We start from the raw sequence: 21,153 nt of genomic DNA, 5'->3' as shown, positions 1-21,153 counted from the left end.
GGGAGCGAGCCTGCTCGCGAATGGCTGCGCAGCAGTCCCGGTCATCTGTATAGAAGTTGTAACTGTGCGAACCGGATCATAAAAGCTAGAGTCTGATGGTTTCACGCAGGCCCCCGAACCATCACCTGCGCCCTCATCAAGGAGCTTTCATGCATACATTTCGCCGCAGCGCCGCCCTTCTCGCCCTCACCATCGGCAGCGTCGCCAGCCTCCCGGCCCTGGCCGCCGATGAGCTGCACTACAACCAGATTTCCCTGCGCGCCGAAGTCAGCACGGAAGTCGCCCGCGACCTGATGATCGTCACCCTCTACACCGAAGAGCAAAACACCGACCCGGCCAAACTCGCCGCCGACGTCAGCACCACCATGAATAAAGCGTTGGCCCAAGCCAAGCAAGTAAAAGACATCACCCTGCGCCAAGGCAGCCGCAACAGCTACCCGATCTACGACACCAAGGGCCAGAAGATCACCGGCTGGCGTGAACGCGCCGAACTGCGCCTGGAAAGCTCTGACTTCGCCGCCCTGTCCAAACTCACTGGCGAGTTGCTCGGCGACCTGAAAATGGGCGGCATGGACTTCGCCATCGCCGACCCGACCCGCAAATCCAGTGAAGACCAGTTGCTCAAAGAAGCCGTGACCGCCTTCAAGGCCCGCGCCCAACTGGCCACCGATGCACTGGGCGGCAAGGGCTACAAAATCGTCAACCTGAACCTCAACAGCAACGGTTATCCACAACCGTACCTGCGCGCACCAATGATGATGAAAGCGGCGGCGATGGATTCCGCGCCGGTGACACCGGAAGTTGAAGCGGGCACCAGCCAGGTCAGCATGACGGCTGATGGCTCGATTGAAGTGTTGATGCAGTGATGTGAGCTCAATGAAAAACCGCCGATCTGTGAAGGGTCGGCGGTTTTTTTGTGCCTGGATTTTGTGGTGAATGTTCCGCCGCCATCGCGAGCAGGCTCACTCCTACAGTTTGGAATGTATTCCCCTGTAGGAGTGAGCCTGCTCGCGAAGAACGATAACGAGGTCTCAGGTCTGCGGATCAACCCGATCCAGCGCCCGATTCACGGCCAGCTCGGCCAGCATGATGATCTGCTGAATCGCCAACGCCGTATTGCGCTCGGGCCGGCCCAACTGATCGGCAAAGTTACCCGTCAGCGTGTTCGCCGATGCCAGTGACTCACAGGCATGCGCCAGCAGGCTTTCGGTGTCGATGTTTGGCTGGATCAGGAACATCGTGCTGGGTTGCCGGGGCTTGACCGGGTCGGGGCTGAGGTAGAAATCCAGGGCGCGTTTGATGGCTTCGCGGGTTTTGATCTGGTCGTCGGCGCGGATGGCTTCTTCGAGTGGGGTATCGAGGGGTGGGTCAGGTATCAATTTATCCATGGAAAAATTTCCTTATGAACTGACGCCATTCATTTCCGATCTCACTCGAGAAATGAGGTGGCAACTATGTACGGAGTGAGATTACCGGTAAGGAAACCAACCCGGCCGGACAGAAGTCCGCCCGTACATAGCCGCCATAAAAACTGCTGACAGCATGAGCTGACGGCGATTATGGAGGGGCTTGTGCAGGTTTCCAAATTCAATAACCGGGAATCTCACCTCCCGATCGCTGAGTCTTCAGCGACACCCAGAGCCTAGAGAGCCGACGTCCGACGGACAACCTGAAAACATTGTGGGAAGGTTCTGGTTATCTGACACGGATTTAAACAGCCAAAAAGCCAACCCTCACCCTAGCCCTCTCCCGGAGGGAGAGGGGACTGACCGTGGTGTTTGGGAGAGCTACGCCGACTCGAAATACCGAGTTGAACTCAGATTCTGAAGCAGATCAAAAGCCCCTCACCCTAGCCCTCTCCGAAAGGGAGAGGGGACTGACCGAGGTGATTGCGAGAGCTACGCCGACGCTCGATACCGCGTTGAACTCAAGCTTTGAAAAGCCCACAAATCGGCCCCCTCTCCCTCGGGAGAGGGCTGGGGTGAGGGGCAGCAACAACGCAAATCAAAAGCCGAACACCCCCGCGCTCTTCACCACTCACTAGGCCGAGTGTCAGCTCGCCTGCTCTTGATCTTGATCCACGGGCGACGTCGGAAGGCTGAGCGCAGGGATTGATCCGGGCGTGGGAGCGCAGCGACCGTTTGGCGAAGCCAAACACAGCGAGAGGAGGTGCAGCGAAGCAAACCGTAGGCGCTGCGCCCGGATCGATCCCGGAGCGAAGGAACCCCGAGCCCCAGCGAGCGGGCCGCACGCAGGAGCAAGCGTTTTTTGCTTACTTTTTTTGGCGTTTGAAAAAAAGTGAGTCGCCGTAAGGGCGAAACCCTAAGCCGCCGTTACCGCAGCAACGGATATACACACAGCGCTAGATATACCGAGATAGACACTTCAACAGGAAAAACGATATTTCCGCCAACACCCCCGCCCCAGCTACTCTTCCACGATTACCACCGCCGATTCCCCGGGGACCCCATGCCAAGATCCACCCTAAAACCGCTCTTGATCTCCCTCGCACTAACCGCCATAGCCCCGATCGCCAACGCCGCCACAACCCTGGTCTACTGCTCCGAAGCCAGCCCGGCAGGCTTCGACCCCAGCCAATACACCAGCGGCACCGACTTCGACGCCTCCGCCGAAACCGTCTTCAACCGCCTCACCCAATTCCAACGCGGCGGCACCGACATCGAACCCGGCCTGGCAACAAAATGGGACATCTCCCCGGATGGCCTGCAATACACCTTCCACCTGCGCCAAAACGTAAAGTTCCACACCACCGACTACTTCAAACCCACCCGCGACTTCAACGCCGACGACGTGCTCTTCACCTTCCAGCGCCTGCTCGATCCGGAGAACGCCTTCCGCAAGGCCTACCCCGCCGAGTCCCCCTACTTCACCGACATGGGCCTGAACACCACGATCAAATCGGTAGAAAAACTCGACGACCAGACCGTGCGCTTCAACCTCAACAACGTCGACGCCGCCTTCGTGCAAAACCTCGCCATGAGCTTCGCCTCGGTGCAATCAGCCGAATACGCCGCCCAACTGTTGAAGGAAGACAAAGCCGCCGACCTCAACCAGAAGCCGATCGGCACCGGCCCGTTCGTGTTCAAGCGCTACCAGAAGGATTCACAAATCCGCTACGCCGCCAACACGGCCTACTGGAAACCCGAAGACGTGAAGATCGACAACCTGATCTTCTCGATCACCCCCGACGCCGCCGTGCGCCTGCAAAAACTCAAGGCCGGCGAATGCCAGGTCAGCGGCTACCCACGCCCGGCCGACATCGAAGTGATGGAAAAAGACCCGAACCTGCGCGTGCTCAAGCAGGCCGGTTTCAACCTCGGGTTCCTCGCCTACAACACCACCCACGCGCCACTCGATAAGCTCAAGGTTCGGCAGGCGCTGGACATGGCCATCGACAAACCGGCAATCATCAAAGCCGTTTACCAGAGCGCCGGCCAGCTGGCCCAAAACGCTTTGCCGCCAGCGCAATGGTCGTATGACCCGAACATCAAGGATGCCCCTTATGACCCGGTCAAAGCGCGGGTGCTACTGAAAGAAGCAGGGGTTGCGCCGGGCACAACCATCAACCTTTGGGCGATGACAGTGCAACGCGCTTCGAACCCGAATGCACGGATGTCGGCACAGATGATCCAGCAGGATTGGGAGAAAATCGGCATCAAGGCCAACATCGTCAGCTATGAATGGGGCGAGTACATCAAACGTGCGAAAAATGGCGAACACGACGCCATGATCTATGGTTGGACAGGTGACAACGGTGACCCGGACAACTGGCTTGGCGTGCTCTACAGCTGCGCGGCGGTAAAAGGCAGCAACTACGCCAAATGGTGCGATCCGGCTTACGACAAGCTGGTGCAACAGGCCAAGTTATCCACCGACAAAGAGCAGCGGGTAAAGCTGTATCAACAGGCGCAACTGATTCTTAAACAGCAAGTGCCGATCACACCGATCGCCAACTCCACGGTGTTCCAGCCACTGCGCAAGGAAGTCACTGATTTCCGGATAAGCCCGTTCGGTCTTACTCCCTTCTATGGCGTGGGTATAAATAAGTAACACCAAGCCCCAAGGCGGCGCGCACAACGTGACCAATGCACCGTTTTGGGGCTTCATTTGCACCGTAAAAATCACCCGCAAACGGTCAAATGCGTCAGAAGTTATACAGATGCGACATTAAGGTACGTTCGTGCCACGCTTTGAGGCCGGCAGTCGCTCTGGATCTTGCAATGGGTATGGCCCCTGCATAAGTATCCGCAGGCACGACTCACGAGGTCGTACCTCACAACTAAAAAATGACAACAAATCATGAGGCCAACATGCTTAAACACGCGGTCATTCCGTTTTTAGTCGGCGCAGGCTTGTTAGCCTCCGCACCTTTCGCATCCGCTGCGACTAACCTGGTGTTCTGCTCCGAAGGCAGCCCGGCCGGTTTCGACCCAGGCCAGTACACCACCGGAACCGACTTCGACGCCTCAGCCGAAACCATGTTCAACCGTCTGACCCAGTTCGAGCGCGGCGGCACCGCCGTGATTCCTGGTCTGGCGACCAAGTGGGACATTTCCGATGATGGCCTGACTTACACCTTCCACCTGCGTGAAGGCGTCAAGTTCCACACCACCCCGTATTTCAAGCCGACTCGTGAGTTCAACGCCGACGACGTACTGTTCACCTTCAATCGCATGATTAACAAGGATGACCCGTTCCGTAAGGCGTATCCGACCGAATTCCCGTACTTCACCGACATGGGGATGGACACCAACATCACCAAGATCGATAAAGTCGACGACCACACCGTCAAGTTCACGTTGAAAGAAGTCGATGCCGCGTTCATCCAGAACATGGCCATGAGCTTCGCCTCGGTGCAGTCCGCCGAGTACGCAGCGCAGCTGCTGAAAGAAGGCAAGGCTGCCGACATCAACCAGAAGCCGATCGGCACTGGTCCGTTCGTGTTCAAGAGCTACCAGAAAGATTCCAACATCCGTTACACCGGCAACAAGGACTACTGGAAGCCGGATGACGTGAAGATCGACAACCTGATCTTCGCCATCACCACCGACCCGTCGGTACGTATTCAGAAGCTGAAAAAGAACGAGTGCCAGGTCACCCTGTTCCCGCGTCCAGCCGACCTGAAAGCGCTGAAAGAAGACAAAACCCTGAAGATGCCTGACCAGGCTGGTTTCAACCTCGGTTACATCGCCTACAACGTGATGGACAAGGTCAAGGGCAGCAACGAGGCCAACCCGCTGGCTGACCTGCGCGTACGTCAGGCGCTGGACATGGCCGTGAACAAGCCACAGATCATCGACTCGGTTTACCAGGGCGCAGGCCAACTGGCCGTCAACGCCATGCCGCCGACCCAATGGTCTTACGACACCACCATCAAGGATGCCAAGTACGATCCTGAGAAAGCCAAACAGCTGCTCAAGGAAGCCGGAGTCAAGGAAGGTACCGAGATCGTGCTGTGGGCGATGCCGGTGCAGCGTCCATACAACCCGAACGCTAAACTGATGGCTGAAATGCTCCAGTCCGACTGGGCCAAGATCGGCTTGAAAGTGAAGATCACCAGCTACGAGTGGGGCGAGTACATCAAGCGCTCCAAAGGTGGCGAGAACCAGGCCATGATCATTGGCTGGAGCGGTGACAATGGTGATCCGGACAACTGGCTGAACGTGCTGTTCGGCTGCGACTCGCTCAGCGGCAACAACTTCTCCAAGTGGTGCGACAAGAAGTTCGATGGCCTCGTCAAAGAAGCCAAGCGCACAACCGACCAAGGTAAGCGCACCGAACTGTACAAAGAGGCACAACACGTCCTCAAAGATGCAGTCCCTATGACACCTATCGCTCACTCGACGGTGTACCAACCCATGCGCGCCAACGTGCAGGACTTCAAGATCAGCCCATTCGGCTTGAACTCCTTCTACGGCGTCAGCGTCAGCAAATAAGGCACTGCAACGGCGACGTTTTTGACGTCGCCGTTGTTTTACCTGCCGGGAAGTTAGGAAATTGCCTACAGCCAATTCCACTGCGGATTACCACAGTGGTATAGGACGCGTCGCCTTTTCCTACGAGCTTTAAGGCATTTACGCATTTACTGCCAGGACCGCGGCCCCTACCGTCGGGTACTGACCAGTTTCTGCGTGGGCCACCGGTTTGCCGTACGTACTGGATTGAGCTCGATGCAGCCAAACGTCTCAGGATGGGACGGCGGCGCATTGAACAACACTAAAAAAGAGGGAGCGTCATGCGCCATACCTTGATTTTTTCCGCATTGCTGGGCGCCGGCCTGATGGCCGCCTCGTCCGCCAGTTTCGCCGCCAGCAAGAGCCTGGTGTTCTGCTCCGAAGGCAGCCCCGCCGGTTTTGATACCGCGCAATACACGACAGCGACCGATAACGACGCCGCCGAACCGATCTACAACCGTCTGGTCGAGTTCGAAAAAGGCGCGACCAATGTCGTCCCGGGCCTGGCAACCCAGTGGGATATTTCCGAGGATGGTCTCAAGTACACCTTTCACCTGCGTGAAGGTGTGAAGTTTCATACAACGCCGTACTTCAAGCCGACCCGCGATTTCAACGCCGACGACGTGCTGTTCACGTTTAATCGCATGCTCGATGCGCAACAACCTTTCCGTAAGGCTTATCCCACCGAGTTCCCGTACTTTAACGGGATGAGCCTGAACAAGAACATCGCCAAGGTCGAGAAGACCGGGCCGCTGACCGTGGAGTTCACGCTCAACAGCGTCGACGCCGCGTTCATCCAGAATATCGCCATGAGCTTCGCCTCCATCCTGTCCGCCGAATACGCCGACAAACTGCTGGCTGACGGCAAGCCGAGCGACATCAACCAGAAACCGATCGGCACCGGGCCGTTCGTGTTCAAGAGTTATCAGAAAGACTCGAACATCCGTTACACCGGTAATAAACATTACTGGGATCCGAGTCGGGTCAAACTCGACAATCTGATCTTTGCGATCAACACCGACGCCTCGGTGCGCGTGCAGAAACTCAAGGCCGGCGAATGCCAGATCACCCTGCATCCGCGCCCTGCCGATGTTGAAGCGCTGAAGGCCGATCCGAAACTGCAACTGATTTCCAAACCGGGTTTCAACCTCGGCTACATCGCCTATAACGTGCGCCACAAGCCATTCGACCAGCTCGAAGTGCGTCAGGCGCTGGACATGGCGGTGAATAAACAAGGAATTCTCAACGCTGTTTATCAAGGCGCCGGCCAACTGGCCGTCAACGCCATGCCGCCGACCCAGTGGTCTTACGACGACAGCATCAAAGACGCCGCCTACAACCCGGAAAAAGCCAAAGAGCTGCTCAAGGCTGCCGGCGTCAAAGAAGGCACCGAAATCACCCTGTGGGCGATGCCGGTGCAGCGTCCGTACAACCCGAACGCCAAACTGATGGCCGAAATGCTCCAGGCTGACTGGGCCAAGATCGGTCTGAAAGTGAAGATCGTCAGCTACGAATGGGGCGAGTACATCAAGCGCACCAAGAACGGCGAGCACGACATCAGCCTGATTGGCTGGACCGGTGACAACGGCGATCCGGACAACTGGCTCGGCACGCTGTACAGCTGCGATGCCATCGGCGGCAACAACTACTCCATGTGGTGCGATCCGGCTTACGACAAGCTGATCAAACAGGCCAAGGTCGTCACCGACCGTGACCAACGCACCGTGCTCTACAAACAGGCGCAGCAATTGCTTAAACAGCAAGTGCCGATCACGCCTGTCGCCCACTCGACGGTCAACCAACCGTTAAGCGCGAGGATCGAGGGCTTCAAAGTCAGCCCGTTCGGTCGCAACGTGTTCTCGGGTGTCGGTATCGATTAAACCAGACGATTAGCCGCAATGCTGGGGGCGCTGTCTAGCCCCCCACGCAAGCGCTTTGCCGAAATTCGCCAATCCGGCCTTTTGCAAACGTTTGCGATGTGTGAATGAGTTCTAAACCAATAACCGGCATACCAAAAAAAGCCGGCATAAAAAGAAAGTAAAGGAGCTTCACCCATGAAACTGAGCAGCACCGCGATACTGGCCCTGGCCATCAGCAGCGTCACCGCCACGGCGTACGCAGAACCTGCAAGTCAGGAGTTCGTCCCTACCACGTTGGCCGGCAGTAGCGCCCAAAGCGAGGCCAAAGGCTTTATCGATGGACAAAGCCTGGGCGGCACAACCCGTAACTGGTACGCCAATGAACTGCGTCGTCGTGACGACAGCTTCAGCTACGTGAAAAACAGCGACAAAGACACCTCGCCAACGGTAAGAACAAAGACCCCGCGTCGTATCAACTGGGTTCAGGGCACCATCGTCAACTACACCTCGGGCTTCACCCAAGGCACCGTTGGCGTGAGCACCGAAGTTGCCGCTTACAACGCCATCGTTCTCGACCGTGACCGCAAGGATATTGCTGGCGGCTCCAACCGCACCCTCGCCCATTCCGACGGTGATGCGGTCGACCAGTGGAGCAAACTGGGTCTGGCCAACGTCAAGTTCCGCGTGTCCAACACCACGTTGACCGCAGGTCGCCAGAACTTCAGCACGCCGATTGTCGATGTTATCGGCAACCGTCCGCTGCCTTCGAGCTTTGAAGGGATCAGTCTGCATAGCGAAGAGTTGAACAACCTGTCGTTCGACCTCGCCGGTTTCGACCGCGTCTCGCCACGTACCGAGCAGAGCCTGTCGAAATTCCGTTCCGAATACGGCGCCAACGGCGAAGAAACTGACAAGGTCTACACCGCGGGCGTGAACTATCAGCCGCTCAAAAGCCTGAAGACCAGCCTGTACGTCGCCAACGTCGAAGACTTCTGGAACCAGTACTACTTCGGCGGAACCCACGAATTGGGTGACAGCCAGGTATTGAGCCTGACCACCGGCCTGAACTACTACAAGACCGTCGACGAAGGCAAAAAGTTGATGGGCAACATCGACAACGATACCTACTCGCTGTCCTTGGGACTGACCCACCAGGCCCACAGCCTGACCTTCTCGTATCAGCAAGTGAACGGTAACGAGTACTTCGACTACCTGCACGAAACCAACGGCATCTACCTGGCCAACTCCCTGCTGTCGGACTTCAACGGCCCGAACGAGAAATCCTTCCAGATCGCCTACGGCATCAACATGGCCGAGTACGGCGTGCCAGGCCTGAAGTTCAACATCTACCAGGCTCGCGGATGGGGCATCGACGGTACTCACTACCGTGGCACCGCTTACACCATTCCAGATGACAAGCGCGGCGATCTGAGTCTGATGGACGGCGAATCCCACTACGAATACGGCATCGGTGCTTCCTACGCCGTGCAGAGCGGTCCGCTCAAAGCCACCGCGATTCGCGCGACGTACACCACGCACCGCGCCAGCGAGCATCAGGCTGACGGCAACATCAACGAGTTCCGTCTCGTGACCACGATTCCATTCAACATCCTGTAAAAAACGCCAACCGACGGCTGACTCATGATGAGTCGGCCGTTCGGTTTTTTGTCTTCAACCGATTGCAGAGGGTTATCGATGAAAATGCTTCCCCTACGTGCGGCCGTCGCTGCCGCCTTGCTGAGTGCCGCTCTCGGCGTCTCGGCCAAACCCTTGGTGGTCTGCACCGAAGCCAGTCCGGAAGGCTTCGATATGGTTCAGTACACGACTGCAGTCACTGCCGATGCGGTGGCCGAAACCATCTTCAACCGCCTGGCGGACTTCAAGCCCGGTACTACTGAAGTGATCCCGGCACTCGCCGAGTCGTGGGACATCAGTGAAGACGGCCTGAACTACACGTTCCACCTGCGCAAAGGCGTCAAGTTTCACACCACCGAATACTTCAAGCCGACCCGCGACATGAACGCCGACGACGTGGTCTGGAGCTTCCAGCGCCAGCTGGCCCCGAATCACCCATGGCACAAACTGTCGAGCGTGGGCTTCCCGTACTTTGAAAGCATGGGCTTCAAGGAACTGCTGAAAAACGTCGAAAAAGTCGACGACAACACGGTCAAGTTCACCCTGACCCGCCGCGAAGCGCCATTCCTGGCCGACATCGCGATGGCGTTCTCCTCGATCTACCCAGCCGAATACGCCGACCAGTTGCTCAAGGCCAACAAGACCGGCGACCTCAACAACAAGCCGATCGGCACTGGCCCGTTCATCTTCCAGCGCTACGCAAAAGACGCTCAGGTACGTTTCAAGGCCAACCCGGATTACTTCCGTGGCAAGCCACCGGCCGACGCGTTGATCCTGGCCATCGCCACCGACAACAACGTGCGCCTGCAGAAGCTCAAGGCCAACGAGTGCCAGATCGCCCTGTATCCGAAACCGGATGACATCCCGAGCATCAAGAAAGACAGCAACCTGAAAGTCGACGAACTGGACGCGATGACCGTGTCCTACATCGCCATGAACACCCAGCACAAATACATGAGTGACGTGCGCGTACGTAAGGCGATCGATATCGCCTTCGACAAGGAAGCCTACGTCAACGCCCTGTTCGGCAAAGGCAACGCTTCGGTCGCGGTCAACCCGTACCCGCCGACGCTGCTGGGCTACAACCACGACCTGAAGAACCCGCCACGCGACCTCGACAAGGCCCGCGCCTTGCTCAAGGAAGCCGGGGTTCCGGACGGCACCGTGTTTACCCTGTTTACCCGTAACGGCGGCGGTCCGACCAACCCCAACCCGATGCTCGGCGCGCAAATGATGCAGGCTGACCTGGCGAAAGTCGGGATCAAGATCGACATCCGCGTGATGGAATGGGGCGAAATGCTTAAGCGCGCCAAGGCCGGTGAGCACGACATGGTCTCGGCCGGATGGGCGGGCGACAACGGCGACCCGGATAACTTCCTGACGCCTATGCTCAGTTGCGAAGCTGCCAAGAACGGCGAAAACTACGCACGCTGGTGCAACGAGAAATTCCAGGCACTGCTAGACGAAGCACGGGCTAAAGTAGATCCGGCCGAACGCGCGAAACTCTACGAGCAGGCTCAGGTCCTGTTTAATCAGGATCAACCGTGGATCAGCATGGCCCACACCCGGATGTTTACTGCAATGCGCAACAACGTAGAGGGCTATCACATCAGCCCTCTCACCACTAATAACTTCGCCACTACCCAGGTGAAGTAGATAAGAAACTCCCGGCGTCCCTGACCCCAGGGACGCCGGGCACGCCTAACCGGCTGATGAGGTACCACACAAGATGTTTAGTTTTATTGCCCGCCGACTGGGGTTATTGATCCCCACGTTTTTCGGCATCACCTTGCTGACTTTCGCGTTGATTCGCATGATTCCGGGCGACCCCGTGGAAGTGATGATGGGCGAACGTCGGGTCGACCCCGAAATGCACGCTCAGGCAATGGAACGCCTAGGTCTGAACAAACCGTTGTATGCCCAGTATCTGGACTACATCGGCAAACTGGCTCAAGGCGATCTCGGCGAATCCCTGCGTACCCGTGAAAGCGTGTGGACCGAGTTCACCTCCCTCTTCCCGGCGACCTTGGAACTGTCCATGGCCGCCCTGCTGTTCGCCGGCATTCTCGGGCTTCTGGCCGGGGTGATCGCGGCACTCAAGCGAGGATCCCTATTCGACCACGGGGTGATGGGCATCTCCCTCGCGGGGTATTCGATGCCGATCTTCTGGTGGGGCCTGATCCTGATCATGTTCTTCTCGGTGAGCCTGGGCTGGACGCCGGTTTCCGGGCGGATCGACTTGCTCTACGACATCGAGCCGCGCACCGGTTTCATGCTGATCGACACGCTGCTGGCCGATGACGTCGGTGCGTTCTTCGATGCGCTGCATCACCTGATCCTGCCGGCCATCGTGCTCGGCACCATTCCGCTGGCGGTGATCGCGCGGATGACCCGTTCGTCGATGCTCGAAGTGCTGCGTGAAGACTACATCCGCACCGCCAAGGCCAAAGGCCTGTCGCCATCGCGCGTGGTGTTCGTGCACGGTCTGCGCAATGCGCTGATTCCGGTGCTGACCGTGGTCGGCCTGCAAGTCGGCACCCTGCTGGCCGGTGCGGTCCTGACCGAAACCATTTTCTCCTGGCCCGGCATCGGTAAATGGCTGATCGAAGCCATCGGCGCCCGGGACTACCCGGTTGTGCAAAACGGCATCCTGTTAATCGCCTGCCTGGTGATTCTGGTCAACTTCGTAGTGGACATCCTCTACGGCTTTGCCAACCCACGCATCCGTCATCAGCGCTGAGGTCAATAACCATGAGCACTCCAACATCCTCAGTAGCCACGTCCGCCCCAAACGCGGATCAAAGCCTGCTGTACCCGTCTCCGTACAAAGAATTCTGGCAAGCCTTCTCCAAGAACAAGGGCGCGGTTGCCGGCCTGCTGTTCATGCTGCTGGTGATTTTCTGCGCGCTGTTCGCCCCTTGGGTCGCGCCGCACAACCCGAGCGAGCAATACCGTGACTTCTTGCTGACGCCGCCGGCGTGGCTGGAAGGCGGCCAGATGCAGTTCCTGCTCGGCACCGATGAACTGGGGCGTGACCTGCTGTCGCGTCTGATCCAGGGTTCGCGCCTGTCGCTGCTGATCGGCTTGTCGTCGGTAGTGATGTCGCTGATTCCAGGGATCCTCCTCGGTCTGTTCGCCGGTTTCTTCCCGAAGATGATTGGCCCAACCATCATGCGTCTGATGGACATCATGTTGGCCCTGCCGTCGTTGCTGCTGGCTGTGGCGATTGTCGCCATCCTCGGCCCTGGCCTGATCAACACCGTGATCGCCATTGCTGTGGTATCGCTGCCGTCCTACGTACGTCTGACCCGCGCTGCGGTGATGGGCGAACTGAACCGCGACTACGTGACCGCCGCGCGCCTGGCCGGTGCCGGTCTGCCACGTCTGATGTTCATCACCGTGCTGCCGAACTGCATGGCACCGTTGATCGTGCAGGCGACCTTGAGCTTCTCCTCGGCGATTCTCGATGCCGCCGCTCTGGGCTTCCTCGGCCTCGGCGTACAACCGCCAACCCCTGAGTGGGGCACCATGCTGGCCTCGGCCCGCGACTACATCGAACGCGCCTGGTGGGTGGTGAGTCTGCCTGGTTTGACCATTTTGCTCAGCGTGCTGGCAATCAACTTGATGGGCGACGGTCTGCGCGATGCGCTGGACCCGAAACTCAAGAACGCCGCCTGAGGAGATTCCCATGTCACTGTTAGAAATCAAGAATCTCAACGTTCGCTTCGGCGACAAGACCGCGACCCCGGTGGTCGATGGCCTCGACCTGAAAGTCGACAAAGGCGAAGTGCTGGCCATCGTTGGCGAGTCGGGTTCGGGTAAATCCGTGACCATGATGGCGCTGATGGGCCTGATCGAGCATCCCGGCATCGTCACCGCCGACTCGCTCAGCTTTGACGGCAAAGACATGCTCAAGCTGAGCAATCGTCAGCGTCGGCAGATCGTCGGCAAAGACCTGTCGATGGTCTTTCAGGACCCGATGACCGCGCTGAACCCGAGCTACACCGTCGGCTTCCAGATCGAAGAAGTGCTGCGCCTGCACCTGAAAATGTCCGGCAAGCAAGCGCGCAAACGTGCGATCGAACTGCTGGAAAAAGTTGAAATCCCGGGCGCTGCCAGCCGTATGGACGCCTACCCGCATCAACTGTCCGGCGGTATGAGCCAGCGCGTCGCAATCGCCATGGCGATTGCCGGCGAGCCGAAACTGCTGATCGCCGACGAACCGACCACTGCTTTGGACGTGACGATTCAGGCGCAGATCATGGATCTGCTGCTGGCATTGCAGAAAGAACAGAACATGGGCCTGGTGCTGATCACTCACGACCTCGCGGTCGTGGCGGAAACCGCCCAGCGCGTCTGCGTGATGTATGCCGGCCAGGCTGTTGAAGTCGGTCAGGTGCCGCAGTTGTTCGACGTCCCGGCGCACCCGTACAGCGAAGCGCTGCTCAAGGCGATTCCCGAGCACAGCCTCGGCGCCGCACGCCTGTCGACCCTGCCGGGCATCGTTCCGGGCCGCTACGACCGTCCGCAGGGTTGCCTGCTGTCGCCGCGCTGCCCGTACGTGCAGGACAGCTGCCGCGCGCAGCGTCCAGGCCTTGATCCGAAAGCCCACAGCCTCGCCCGCTGCTTCTTCCCGCTGAACCAGGAGGTGGCGTAATGGCCGTCGTACTTACCGCCCGCGACCTGACCCGTCACTACGAAGTTTCCCGTGGCCTGTTCAAGGGCCACGCGACCGTGCGCGCACTGAACGGTGTGTCGTTCGAGCTGGAAGCCGGCAAGACCCTCGCCGTTGTGGGTGAGTCAGGCTGCGGCAAATCCACCCTCGCCCGTGCTCTGACACTGATTGAAGATCCGTCCTCCGGCTCGCTGAAAATCGCCGGCCAGGAAGTCGCCGGTGCCGACAAGGCCCAGCGCAAGCAACTGCGCAAAGACGTGCAGATGGTCTTCCAAAGTCCATACGCCTCGTTGAACCCACGGCAGAAGGTCGGTGATCAGCTCGGCGAGCCGCTGCTGATCAACACCAATCTCTCCGCCGCCGAGCGTCGCGAGAAAGTCCAGGCGATGATGAAGCAGGTCGGCTTGCGCCCTGAGCACTATCAGCGCTATCCGCACATGTTCTCCGGCGGTCAGCGTCAGCGTATCGCCCTGGCTCGCGCCATGATGCTGCAACCGAAAGTGCTGGTGGCGGATGAACCGACTTCGGCGCTCGACGTGTCGATTCAGGCGCAGGTACTCAACCTGTTCATGGATCTGCAGCAGGAGTTCAACACCGCTTACGTGTTCATCTCGCACAACCTCGCGGTGGTGCAACACGTGGCCGATGACGTGATGGTGATGTACCTCGGTCGCCCGGTGGAACTGGGTCCGAAGAACGACATCTACGAGCGTCCGTTGCACCCGTACACCCAGGCGCTGCTGTCGGCGACTCCAACCATTCACCCGGACCCGAACAAGCCGAAAATCAAGATCGTCGGCGAACTACCCAACCCGCTGAACCCGCCACCGGGCTGTGCTTTCCACAAGCGTTGCCCATATGCGACCGAGCGTTGCAGCACGGAAGAGCCGGCGTTGCGCCAGCTCGACAGCCGGCAGGTGGCTTGCCACTACGCCGAGCAATTCCTCGACGGCGCAGCGTAAACAAATCTGGAGAGCGATACAAAACACTGTGGGATCGCATTTTCAAACAGAGTGACGTGTTAACCAAACCCCTTCCACCTCGATTGCGCATCAGTCGAGGCAGAAGGGGTTTTCTTTTGCCTGCGATTTATGTCTGGCTATCGCCTTCGTCGTCCGGATCATCAGTGTCCGGTTCGTCAGTCGTCGAGTCGTCGTCATCGGCGCTGCCACCCTGCCCCTGATCGCCCGGCTCGGACTCGGACTTGGCAAGCATCAACCCGCTATGCCCGACCTGCCCGTTGAAGGCCTGGGAATCGTGATCCTCGCACTCGGCCCAGGCCGTCGCGGTGCCGAGGGACAGCATGACCATCACTTTCAAAAGCAATAAAACCCGTAGCAACCTGCTTTTCATAGCCGACTCCATCCATTTTCAGGTGAGACATTCGTGCCTGACTGGCGCTGTGTGAAATCTAGTTCTGATCCATCGGGTTCACCAGACAGGACGCTAACGAGCACGCAGAAATGCCCTCGACAGACAGATTGCTTTCGAATAATTCCAATAGCTGGATCAGCTAAGCGACCGGGCGCACGCGCGTGGCCTGCCAAGTCAGCGGGATGGAAATCAACACCATCAGCGCACTCGCCAGCCACACACTGTGGCCCCCGAATTGACCATACAACTGGCCACTGAGCACCGGTGACAACAGCGCACTTGCGCTCCAGCTCATAAAGAACAGGCCGAAGTACTGACCGCTTTTGCCGCCTTGGGCAAAACGCATGGCCAGCACATTCAGCGGCGGCATGAAAAACGCCTCGCCCAAGGTCCAGATCAGCGTCGACAGGCAGACGTAAAACAGTCCGGAACCGAACGGCAGCATGCCCAACCCGCACGCCAGCAACACACTGCCGAGCAGCATTTGCCGGCGCATCCCCCAACGTTCGCCCCAGTGCGACAGCGGAATCTGCAGCGCGATCACCAGCAACGCATTGAGGCCGAATTGCCAACCGATCGCCTCGGTGCTCAGGTGATAGTAATCACGCAGATAATTGCCCAGCGTGCTGTAGACCGTGTCGAACGCGATGCCGAGCACGGCCGTCGCCGCCAGCAACCACAGGAAAGGTTTGTCACGAAACGGCACACCCGATCCACCTGTGCCGCTCGTGGAAGGCTCATCATTGATCAACACCGGCCGCTGCCACGTGGTGCGAACAAACCACAGCAACGCCAGCAACGTCATCGCCGCGCTGCCGAAAAACACCCAGCGAAAATCGGTCTGCGCCAACACCCCGCCCGCCACCCCGGCAGCGGCCATGCCGAGATTACGCGCCACCCGGCTCAAGGCCTGCGCACGCGAACGTTGAGCGACTTCGCAATATTCCATGATCAGCCGCTGATGCAGCGTGCGAATGGCCCCATCGATGGTCCCGCTGAGCAACAGCAATGCAGCGAGCAACAGCACCTGCGTGACCAGCCCCAGCAGCATCAGCACCCACACCGAAATAAAGAACAACGCCGCCGTCAGCCGCGCCGTACGCACATGATCACTGAGCCAGCCACCGAGCATCGACCCCACCAGCAACCCCGCGCCATACGCCGACAGCAACCAGCCAACCGTCTCGATCGCCAGCCCCAGCTCCTGCCGCAGGTACAACGCCATGAACAACTTGACCATGCTGCTCAGCCGATTGATGAACAACAGCGCCGCGAGCACCCAGGCCATCACGCCGAAATAACCGCCGAGGCGCAGCAGGTGAGTCAGTCGACTCGTCATTCCATTGACCTCTCAAAGCGACTTGCGTGGAGCTGGAACACTAACGGCCGGCGGGCTGGTTGTCGCGCTGAAGTGCATCGAGATCACGAAAAACGGAGTCGTACTACAGCCATTGCGCGCGATAAAACCGTGCCGAAGATCAAAAGCCCCTCACCCTAACCCTCTCCCAAAGGGAGAGGGGACTGACCGCATGGAATGGAAGAGATACGCCGACGTGCGATTCCGCGTTGAACTCAGATTTTGAAAAGCACAAAAATCGGCCCCCCTCTCCTTGGGGAGAGGGCTGGGGTAAGGGGCAAATCCACCACAAAACCAAAGCCGAACACCCCCGCGCTCTTCACCACTCACTAGGCCGAGTGTCAGCTCGCCTGCTCTTGATCTTGATCTTGATCTTGATCCACGGGCGACGTCGGAAGGCTGAGTGGAGGGATTGATCCGGGCGTGGGAGCGCAGCGACCGTTTGGCGCAGCCAAACACAGCGAGAGGAGGTGCAGCGAAGCAAACCGTAGTCGCTGCGCCCGGATCGATCCCGCAGCGAAGGAACCCCGAGCCCCAGCGAGCGGGCCGTACGCAGGAGCAAGCGTTTTTTTGCTTACTTTTTTTAGGCGTTTGTAAAAAAAGTGAGTCGCCGTAAGGGCGAAACCGTCAGCCGCAACACCCGCAGAAACGGATATACACCCAAAACCAACCAAACAAAAAAGCCCCCAAGGCATACACCTAGGGGGCTTCGAACAAACCAACTAAAAGCTTAGTGATGCTCACGCGTCGCCCGGAATTTCACATCCGGCCAGCGCTCCTCCATCAACGCCAGATTAACCCGCGTCGGCGCAAGGTAAGTCAGGTGCCCACCGCCATCAACCGCCAGGTTCTCCACAGCCTTGTTGGAAAACTCCTCAAGCTTCTTCTTGTCAGCGCATTCAATCCAGCGCGCGGAATACACAGTGATCGGCTCATACGAGCACTCAACCTTGTATTCCTCTTTCAAACGGCTGGCGACCACATCAAACTGCAGCACACCCACGGCGCCCAGAATGATGTCGTTGCTGCGCTCCGGGAAAAACACCTGCGTCGCGCCCTCTTCCGCCAACTGCTGCAGCCCCTGACGCAACTGCTTGGATTTCAGCGGATCACGCAGACGCACACGACGGAACAACTCCGGAGCGAAGTGCGGGATACCGGTGAAACCAAGGACTTCACCTTCACTGAAGGTGTCGCCGATCTGAATGGTGCCGTGGTTGTGCAAACCGATAATGTCGCCGGCAAAGGCTTCTTCAAGCTGCTCACGCTCGGAGGAGAAGAACGTCAGGGCGTCGCCGATGCGCACGTCCTTGCCGGTGCGCACGTGGCGCATCTTCATGCCTTTCTCGTACTTGCCGGAGCAAATGCGCATGAAGGCGATGCGGTCGCGGTGTTTCGGGTCCATGTTCGCCTGGATCTTGAAGATGAAGCCCGAGAACTTCTCTTCCACCGGCTCAACGGTGCGCTCGTTGGCCACACGGGCCAGCGGACGCGGCGCCCAATCAACAACAGCATCGAGAACGTGGTCAACACCGAAGTTGCCCAGCGCCGTACCGAAGAATACCGGGGTCAGCTGACCGTCGAGGAATTCCTGCTGGTTGAATTCGTGGCAGGCGCCTTGAACCAGTTCCAGCTGCTCGATGAAACGTTCGTACTCGTCGCCCAGGTGCGCGCGCGCCTCGTCGGAGTCGAGCTTCTCGATGATCTTGGTTTCGGTGCGTTCGTGACCGTGACCGGCGGTGTAGACAATGATGTAGTCGTCGGCCAGGTGGTACACGCCCTTGAAGTCGCGGTAGCAACCGATCGGCCAGGTGATCGGGGCAGCCTTGATCTTCAGAACGGCTTCGATCTCGTCGAGCAGTTCGATCGGGTCGCGGATGTCACGGTCGAGTTTGTTGATGAAGCTGACGATCGGCGTGTCACGCAGACGGCAGACATCCATCAGCGCAATGGTCCGTGGCTCGACACCTTTACCGCCGTCGAGAACCATCAATGCCGAGTCGACCGCCGTCAGGGTGCGGTAGGTATCTTCGGAGAAGTCTTCGTGGCCCGGGGTGTCGAGCAGGTTGATCATGTGTTCGCGATACGGGAACTGCATGACCGACGTGGTAATGGAAATACCCCGTTGCTTCTCCATCTCCATCCAGTCGGATGTCGCATGGCGATCGGATTTACGGGATTTCACCGTACCGGCCACTGCAATCGCCTTGCCCATCAACAGGAGCTTTTCGGTGATCGTGGTTTTACCGGCATCGGGGTGGGAAATAATGGCGAAAGTGCGGCGTTTCGCGACTTCGGCGGCCTGGTTGGTCATGGGAAATCGCCTGGCGGTGATTCAAAAAAGGGCCGCGATTATAGCCCAACTCGATGCAATAACCGAACCGTTGAGCACATTAAGGGTGGCCAAATGCTGCCGCAGATGGGAACCTTTTAAAGCACGGAGACGTCCATCCCCTGTTACGAATTTTCGTCAGGGGCTGAAAAATCAGCAAGTTAGCCTGACGAGGCTGCGCTCATGGCTCGCTTTCAGACCGCTTTTTGCCGGTGCTGAGGGAGCTGCTTCTCGCGAACGTTTATTCCCGGCAGCCATGTATGGCATGCCACACGGGAGAGCGTTCGCCGACTACAAAAAAAGGAGTCCGCCTGTGGCTATCCGCTATGGCAAAGGGCTGATGGGAGGTGCGGTGGTGATCGCGCTCCTGGCCCTGCTGGTCCACTGGATCGGCATCAACACGATCGAACACTACCGCGACGATTTGTTGTTTTACCTGCAAGCTCATCTGATTCTCGTCCTCGCTTCAATGCTGGCCGCCCTTGTCGTGGGCATCCCCGCCGGCATCTTCCTCAGTCGCCCGACCATGGTCGGCCGCGCTGAACGCTTCATGCAAATCTTCAATATCGGCAACACCGTGCCTCCGCTGGCCGTGCTTGCGATCGCCCTGGGCGTCCTCGGCATCGGCAGTGGCCCGGCGATCTTCGCTTTATTCCTCGCTTCGTTGCTACCGATCGTGCGCAACACCTACGAAGGCCTGAAAAACGTCCAGGGCTCGCTGAAAGAAGCGGCCGTCGGCATCGGCATGACTCCGCGCCAGGTGCTGTGGAAAGTCGAATTGCCCAACGCCGTGCCGATCATTGTCGGTGGCGTGCGCGTGGCTTTGGCGATCAATGTCGGCACCGCGCCACTGGCGTTCCTGATCGGCGCCAACAGCCTCGGCAGCCTGATCTTCCCTGGCATCGCCCTGAACAATCAGCCGCAACTGCTGCTCGGCGCCGCGTGCACCGCGCTGCTGGCCTTGCTGCTCGATGGCGTCGTCACCCTCGCCAGCCGCCTCTGGCTGGAACGTGGTTTGCGCCCGTCTTAAGGCTTTTGCGAAGGAATGATTATGAAACGACTTAGTTTGATCTTAGGTTGCATCCTGCTGTTCGCAGGTGTCGCCCAAGCCGCCGACAAACCAGTGATTCGCCTCGGCGCCCGAGTATTCACCGAGCAAACCCTGCTCGCAGAAATCACCGCGCAATACCTGCGCAGCAAAGGCTACGACGCGCAGATCACCGGTGGTCTGGGCAGCAACCTCGCCCGCAGCGCCCACGAAAGTGGACAACTGGACATGCTCTGGGAATACACCGGCGTGTCGCTGGTGGCTTACAACCATGTCACCGAAAAACTCGACAGCGCCCAGTCCTACGCCCGGGTGAAAGAACTCGACGCGAAAAAAGGCCTGGTCTGGCTGACGCCGTCGAAATTCAGCAACACCTACGCCCTCGCCCTCCCTCAAAAGGTCGCCGAGGAATATCCGCAGATCAACAACATCAGCCAGTTGAACGAAGTGCTGCGCGCCGAAGCCAAGACCAATCATCTGGTGGCTTTGGACACCGAGTTCGCCAACCGCTCCGACGGCCTGATCGGCATGGTCGATCTCTACGGCATGAACCTGACCCGCAAGAACATCCGCCAGATGGACGCGGGACTGGTTTACACCGCGCTGCGCAACGGCCAGGTGTTCGCCGGTCTGGTCTATACCACCGACGGTCGCCTCAATGCCTTCGGCCTGAAACTGCTGGAAGACGACAAGCACTACTTCCCCGACTACACCGCCGCGCCGGTGGTGCGTCAGGCCTACCTCGACGCACACCCGCAACTGGCCGAGCAACTCAAGCCGCTGGCCGAACTGTTCGATGACGAAACCATGCGCCAACTCAACGCGCGGGTCGACGTCGATCACGAAAGCCCCTCGAAAGTGGCCGCCGACTTCCTGCGCCAGCACCCACTTAACTAAG

16 protein-coding genes are annotated in these 21,153 nt (G+C 58.7%); 12 read left to right on the top strand and 4 right to left on the bottom strand.

Annotated features, from left to right (window positions below; translation table 11 throughout):
- The first annotated feature begins 149 nt into the window (after positions 1–149).
- Entirely contained in the window at positions 150–866 is a 717-nt protein-coding gene (locus tag ACZ0A4_RS28460) for an SIMPL domain-containing protein (protein ID WP_116029459.1), read from the top strand.
- Positions 867–1,031: 165 nt separating this feature from the next.
- Here ACZ0A4_RS28460 and ACZ0A4_RS28455 read toward each other — a convergent pair whose 3' ends face one another.
- Positions 1,032–1,388, bottom strand: a complete 357-nt coding sequence (locus tag ACZ0A4_RS28455; protein ID WP_102900701.1) for a DUF6124 family protein — start codon at positions 1,386–1,388, stop codon at positions 1,032–1,034.
- A gap of 1,081 nt (positions 1,389–2,469) precedes the next feature.
- Here ACZ0A4_RS28455 and ACZ0A4_RS28450 point away from each other — a divergent pair.
- The 9 genes from ACZ0A4_RS28450 to ACZ0A4_RS28410 all read left to right on the top strand — a co-directional run bounded on the left by ACZ0A4_RS28450 (position 2,470) and on the right by ACZ0A4_RS28410 (position 15,106).
- On the top strand, positions 2,470–4,071 hold the full coding sequence (locus ACZ0A4_RS28450; RefSeq protein WP_463577290.1) for an ABC transporter substrate-binding protein: 1,602 nt from the start codon (positions 2,470–2,472) through the stop codon (positions 4,069–4,071).
- Positions 4,072–4,331: 260 nt separating this feature from the next.
- The gene (locus ACZ0A4_RS28445; RefSeq protein WP_141127771.1) at positions 4,332–5,957 is read left to right on the top strand and encodes an ABC transporter substrate-binding protein; all 1,626 of its coding nucleotides are present in this window, start codon (positions 4,332–4,334) and stop codon (positions 5,955–5,957) included.
- A 299-nt stretch (positions 5,958–6,256) separates the two neighbouring features.
- The gene (locus tag ACZ0A4_RS28440; protein ID WP_463577287.1) at positions 6,257–7,855 is read left to right on the top strand and encodes an ABC transporter substrate-binding protein; all 1,599 of its coding nucleotides are present in this window, start codon (positions 6,257–6,259) and stop codon (positions 7,853–7,855) included.
- Positions 7,856–8,029: 174 nt separating this feature from the next.
- On the top strand, positions 8,030–9,451 hold the full coding sequence (locus ACZ0A4_RS28435) for an OprD family porin (protein ID WP_463577285.1): 1,422 nt from the start codon (positions 8,030–8,032) through the stop codon (positions 9,449–9,451).
- Positions 9,452–9,529: 78 nt separating this feature from the next.
- A complete protein-coding gene (locus tag ACZ0A4_RS28430) occupies positions 9,530–11,125 on the top strand; it encodes an ABC transporter substrate-binding protein (RefSeq protein ID WP_463577283.1) in 1,596 nt (531 codons plus the stop codon).
- Positions 11,126–11,198: 73 nt separating this feature from the next.
- Complete coding sequence (locus ACZ0A4_RS28425) at positions 11,199–12,209, top strand: ABC transporter permease subunit (protein WP_007917620.1); 1,011 nt, start codon at positions 11,199–11,201, stop codon at positions 12,207–12,209.
- An 11-nt stretch (positions 12,210–12,220) separates the two neighbouring features.
- Positions 12,221–13,147, top strand: coding sequence for an ABC transporter permease subunit (locus ACZ0A4_RS28420; RefSeq protein WP_102900706.1), 927 nt, complete (start codon positions 12,221–12,223; stop codon positions 13,145–13,147).
- Between the two features lie 10 nt (positions 13,148–13,157).
- Entirely contained in the window at positions 13,158–14,126 is a 969-nt protein-coding gene (locus ACZ0A4_RS28415) for an ABC transporter ATP-binding protein (protein WP_016985406.1), read from the top strand.
- Positions 14,126–15,106: a peptide ABC transporter ATP-binding protein gene (locus tag ACZ0A4_RS28410; RefSeq protein WP_007917625.1), complete on the top strand. Its 981-nt coding sequence runs from the start codon at positions 14,126–14,128 to the stop codon at positions 15,104–15,106. Before ACZ0A4_RS28415 ends, ACZ0A4_RS28410 begins: the two co-directional genes overlap by 1 nt.
- A gap of 127 nt (positions 15,107–15,233) precedes the next feature.
- Here ACZ0A4_RS28410 and ACZ0A4_RS28405 read toward each other — a convergent pair whose 3' ends face one another.
- The 3 genes from ACZ0A4_RS28405 to ACZ0A4_RS28395 all read right to left on the bottom strand — a co-directional run bounded on the left by ACZ0A4_RS28405 (position 15,234) and on the right by ACZ0A4_RS28395 (position 19,189).
- The gene (locus ACZ0A4_RS28405) at positions 15,234–15,497 is read right to left on the bottom strand and encodes a hypothetical protein (RefSeq protein WP_064387907.1); all 264 of its coding nucleotides are present in this window, start codon (positions 15,495–15,497) and stop codon (positions 15,234–15,236) included.
- Positions 15,498–15,657: 160 nt separating this feature from the next.
- The gene (locus ACZ0A4_RS28400) at positions 15,658–16,857 is read right to left on the bottom strand and encodes an MFS transporter (RefSeq protein WP_463577280.1); all 1,200 of its coding nucleotides are present in this window, start codon (positions 16,855–16,857) and stop codon (positions 15,658–15,660) included.
- Between the two features lie 748 nt (positions 16,858–17,605).
- Positions 17,606–19,189 carry a peptide chain release factor 3 gene (locus tag ACZ0A4_RS28395; protein WP_463577279.1) on the bottom strand — a complete coding sequence of 528 codons (1,584 nt, stop codon included), beginning with the start codon at positions 19,187–19,189 and terminating at the stop codon, positions 17,606–17,608.
- A gap of 358 nt (positions 19,190–19,547) precedes the next feature.
- Here ACZ0A4_RS28395 and ACZ0A4_RS28390 point away from each other — a divergent pair, with 358 nt between their 5' ends.
- Both ACZ0A4_RS28390 and ACZ0A4_RS28385 read left to right on the top strand, forming a co-directional pair.
- Positions 19,548–20,237 carry an ABC transporter permease gene (locus ACZ0A4_RS28390; RefSeq protein ID WP_169844036.1) on the top strand — a complete coding sequence of 230 codons (690 nt, stop codon included), beginning with the start codon at positions 19,548–19,550 and terminating at the stop codon, positions 20,235–20,237.
- Positions 20,238–20,258: 21 nt separating this feature from the next.
- Complete coding sequence (locus ACZ0A4_RS28385) at positions 20,259–21,152, top strand: glycine betaine ABC transporter substrate-binding protein (protein WP_463577277.1); 894 nt, start codon at positions 20,259–20,261, stop codon at positions 21,150–21,152.
- Position 21,153 lies beyond the last annotated feature (1 nt).

The sequence above is a fragment of the Pseudomonas sp. AC172 genome (assembly GCF_979258595.1).
Note: the sequence above shows the minus strand (reverse complement) of the source record. Positions and strands in the feature narration are given on the sequence as shown.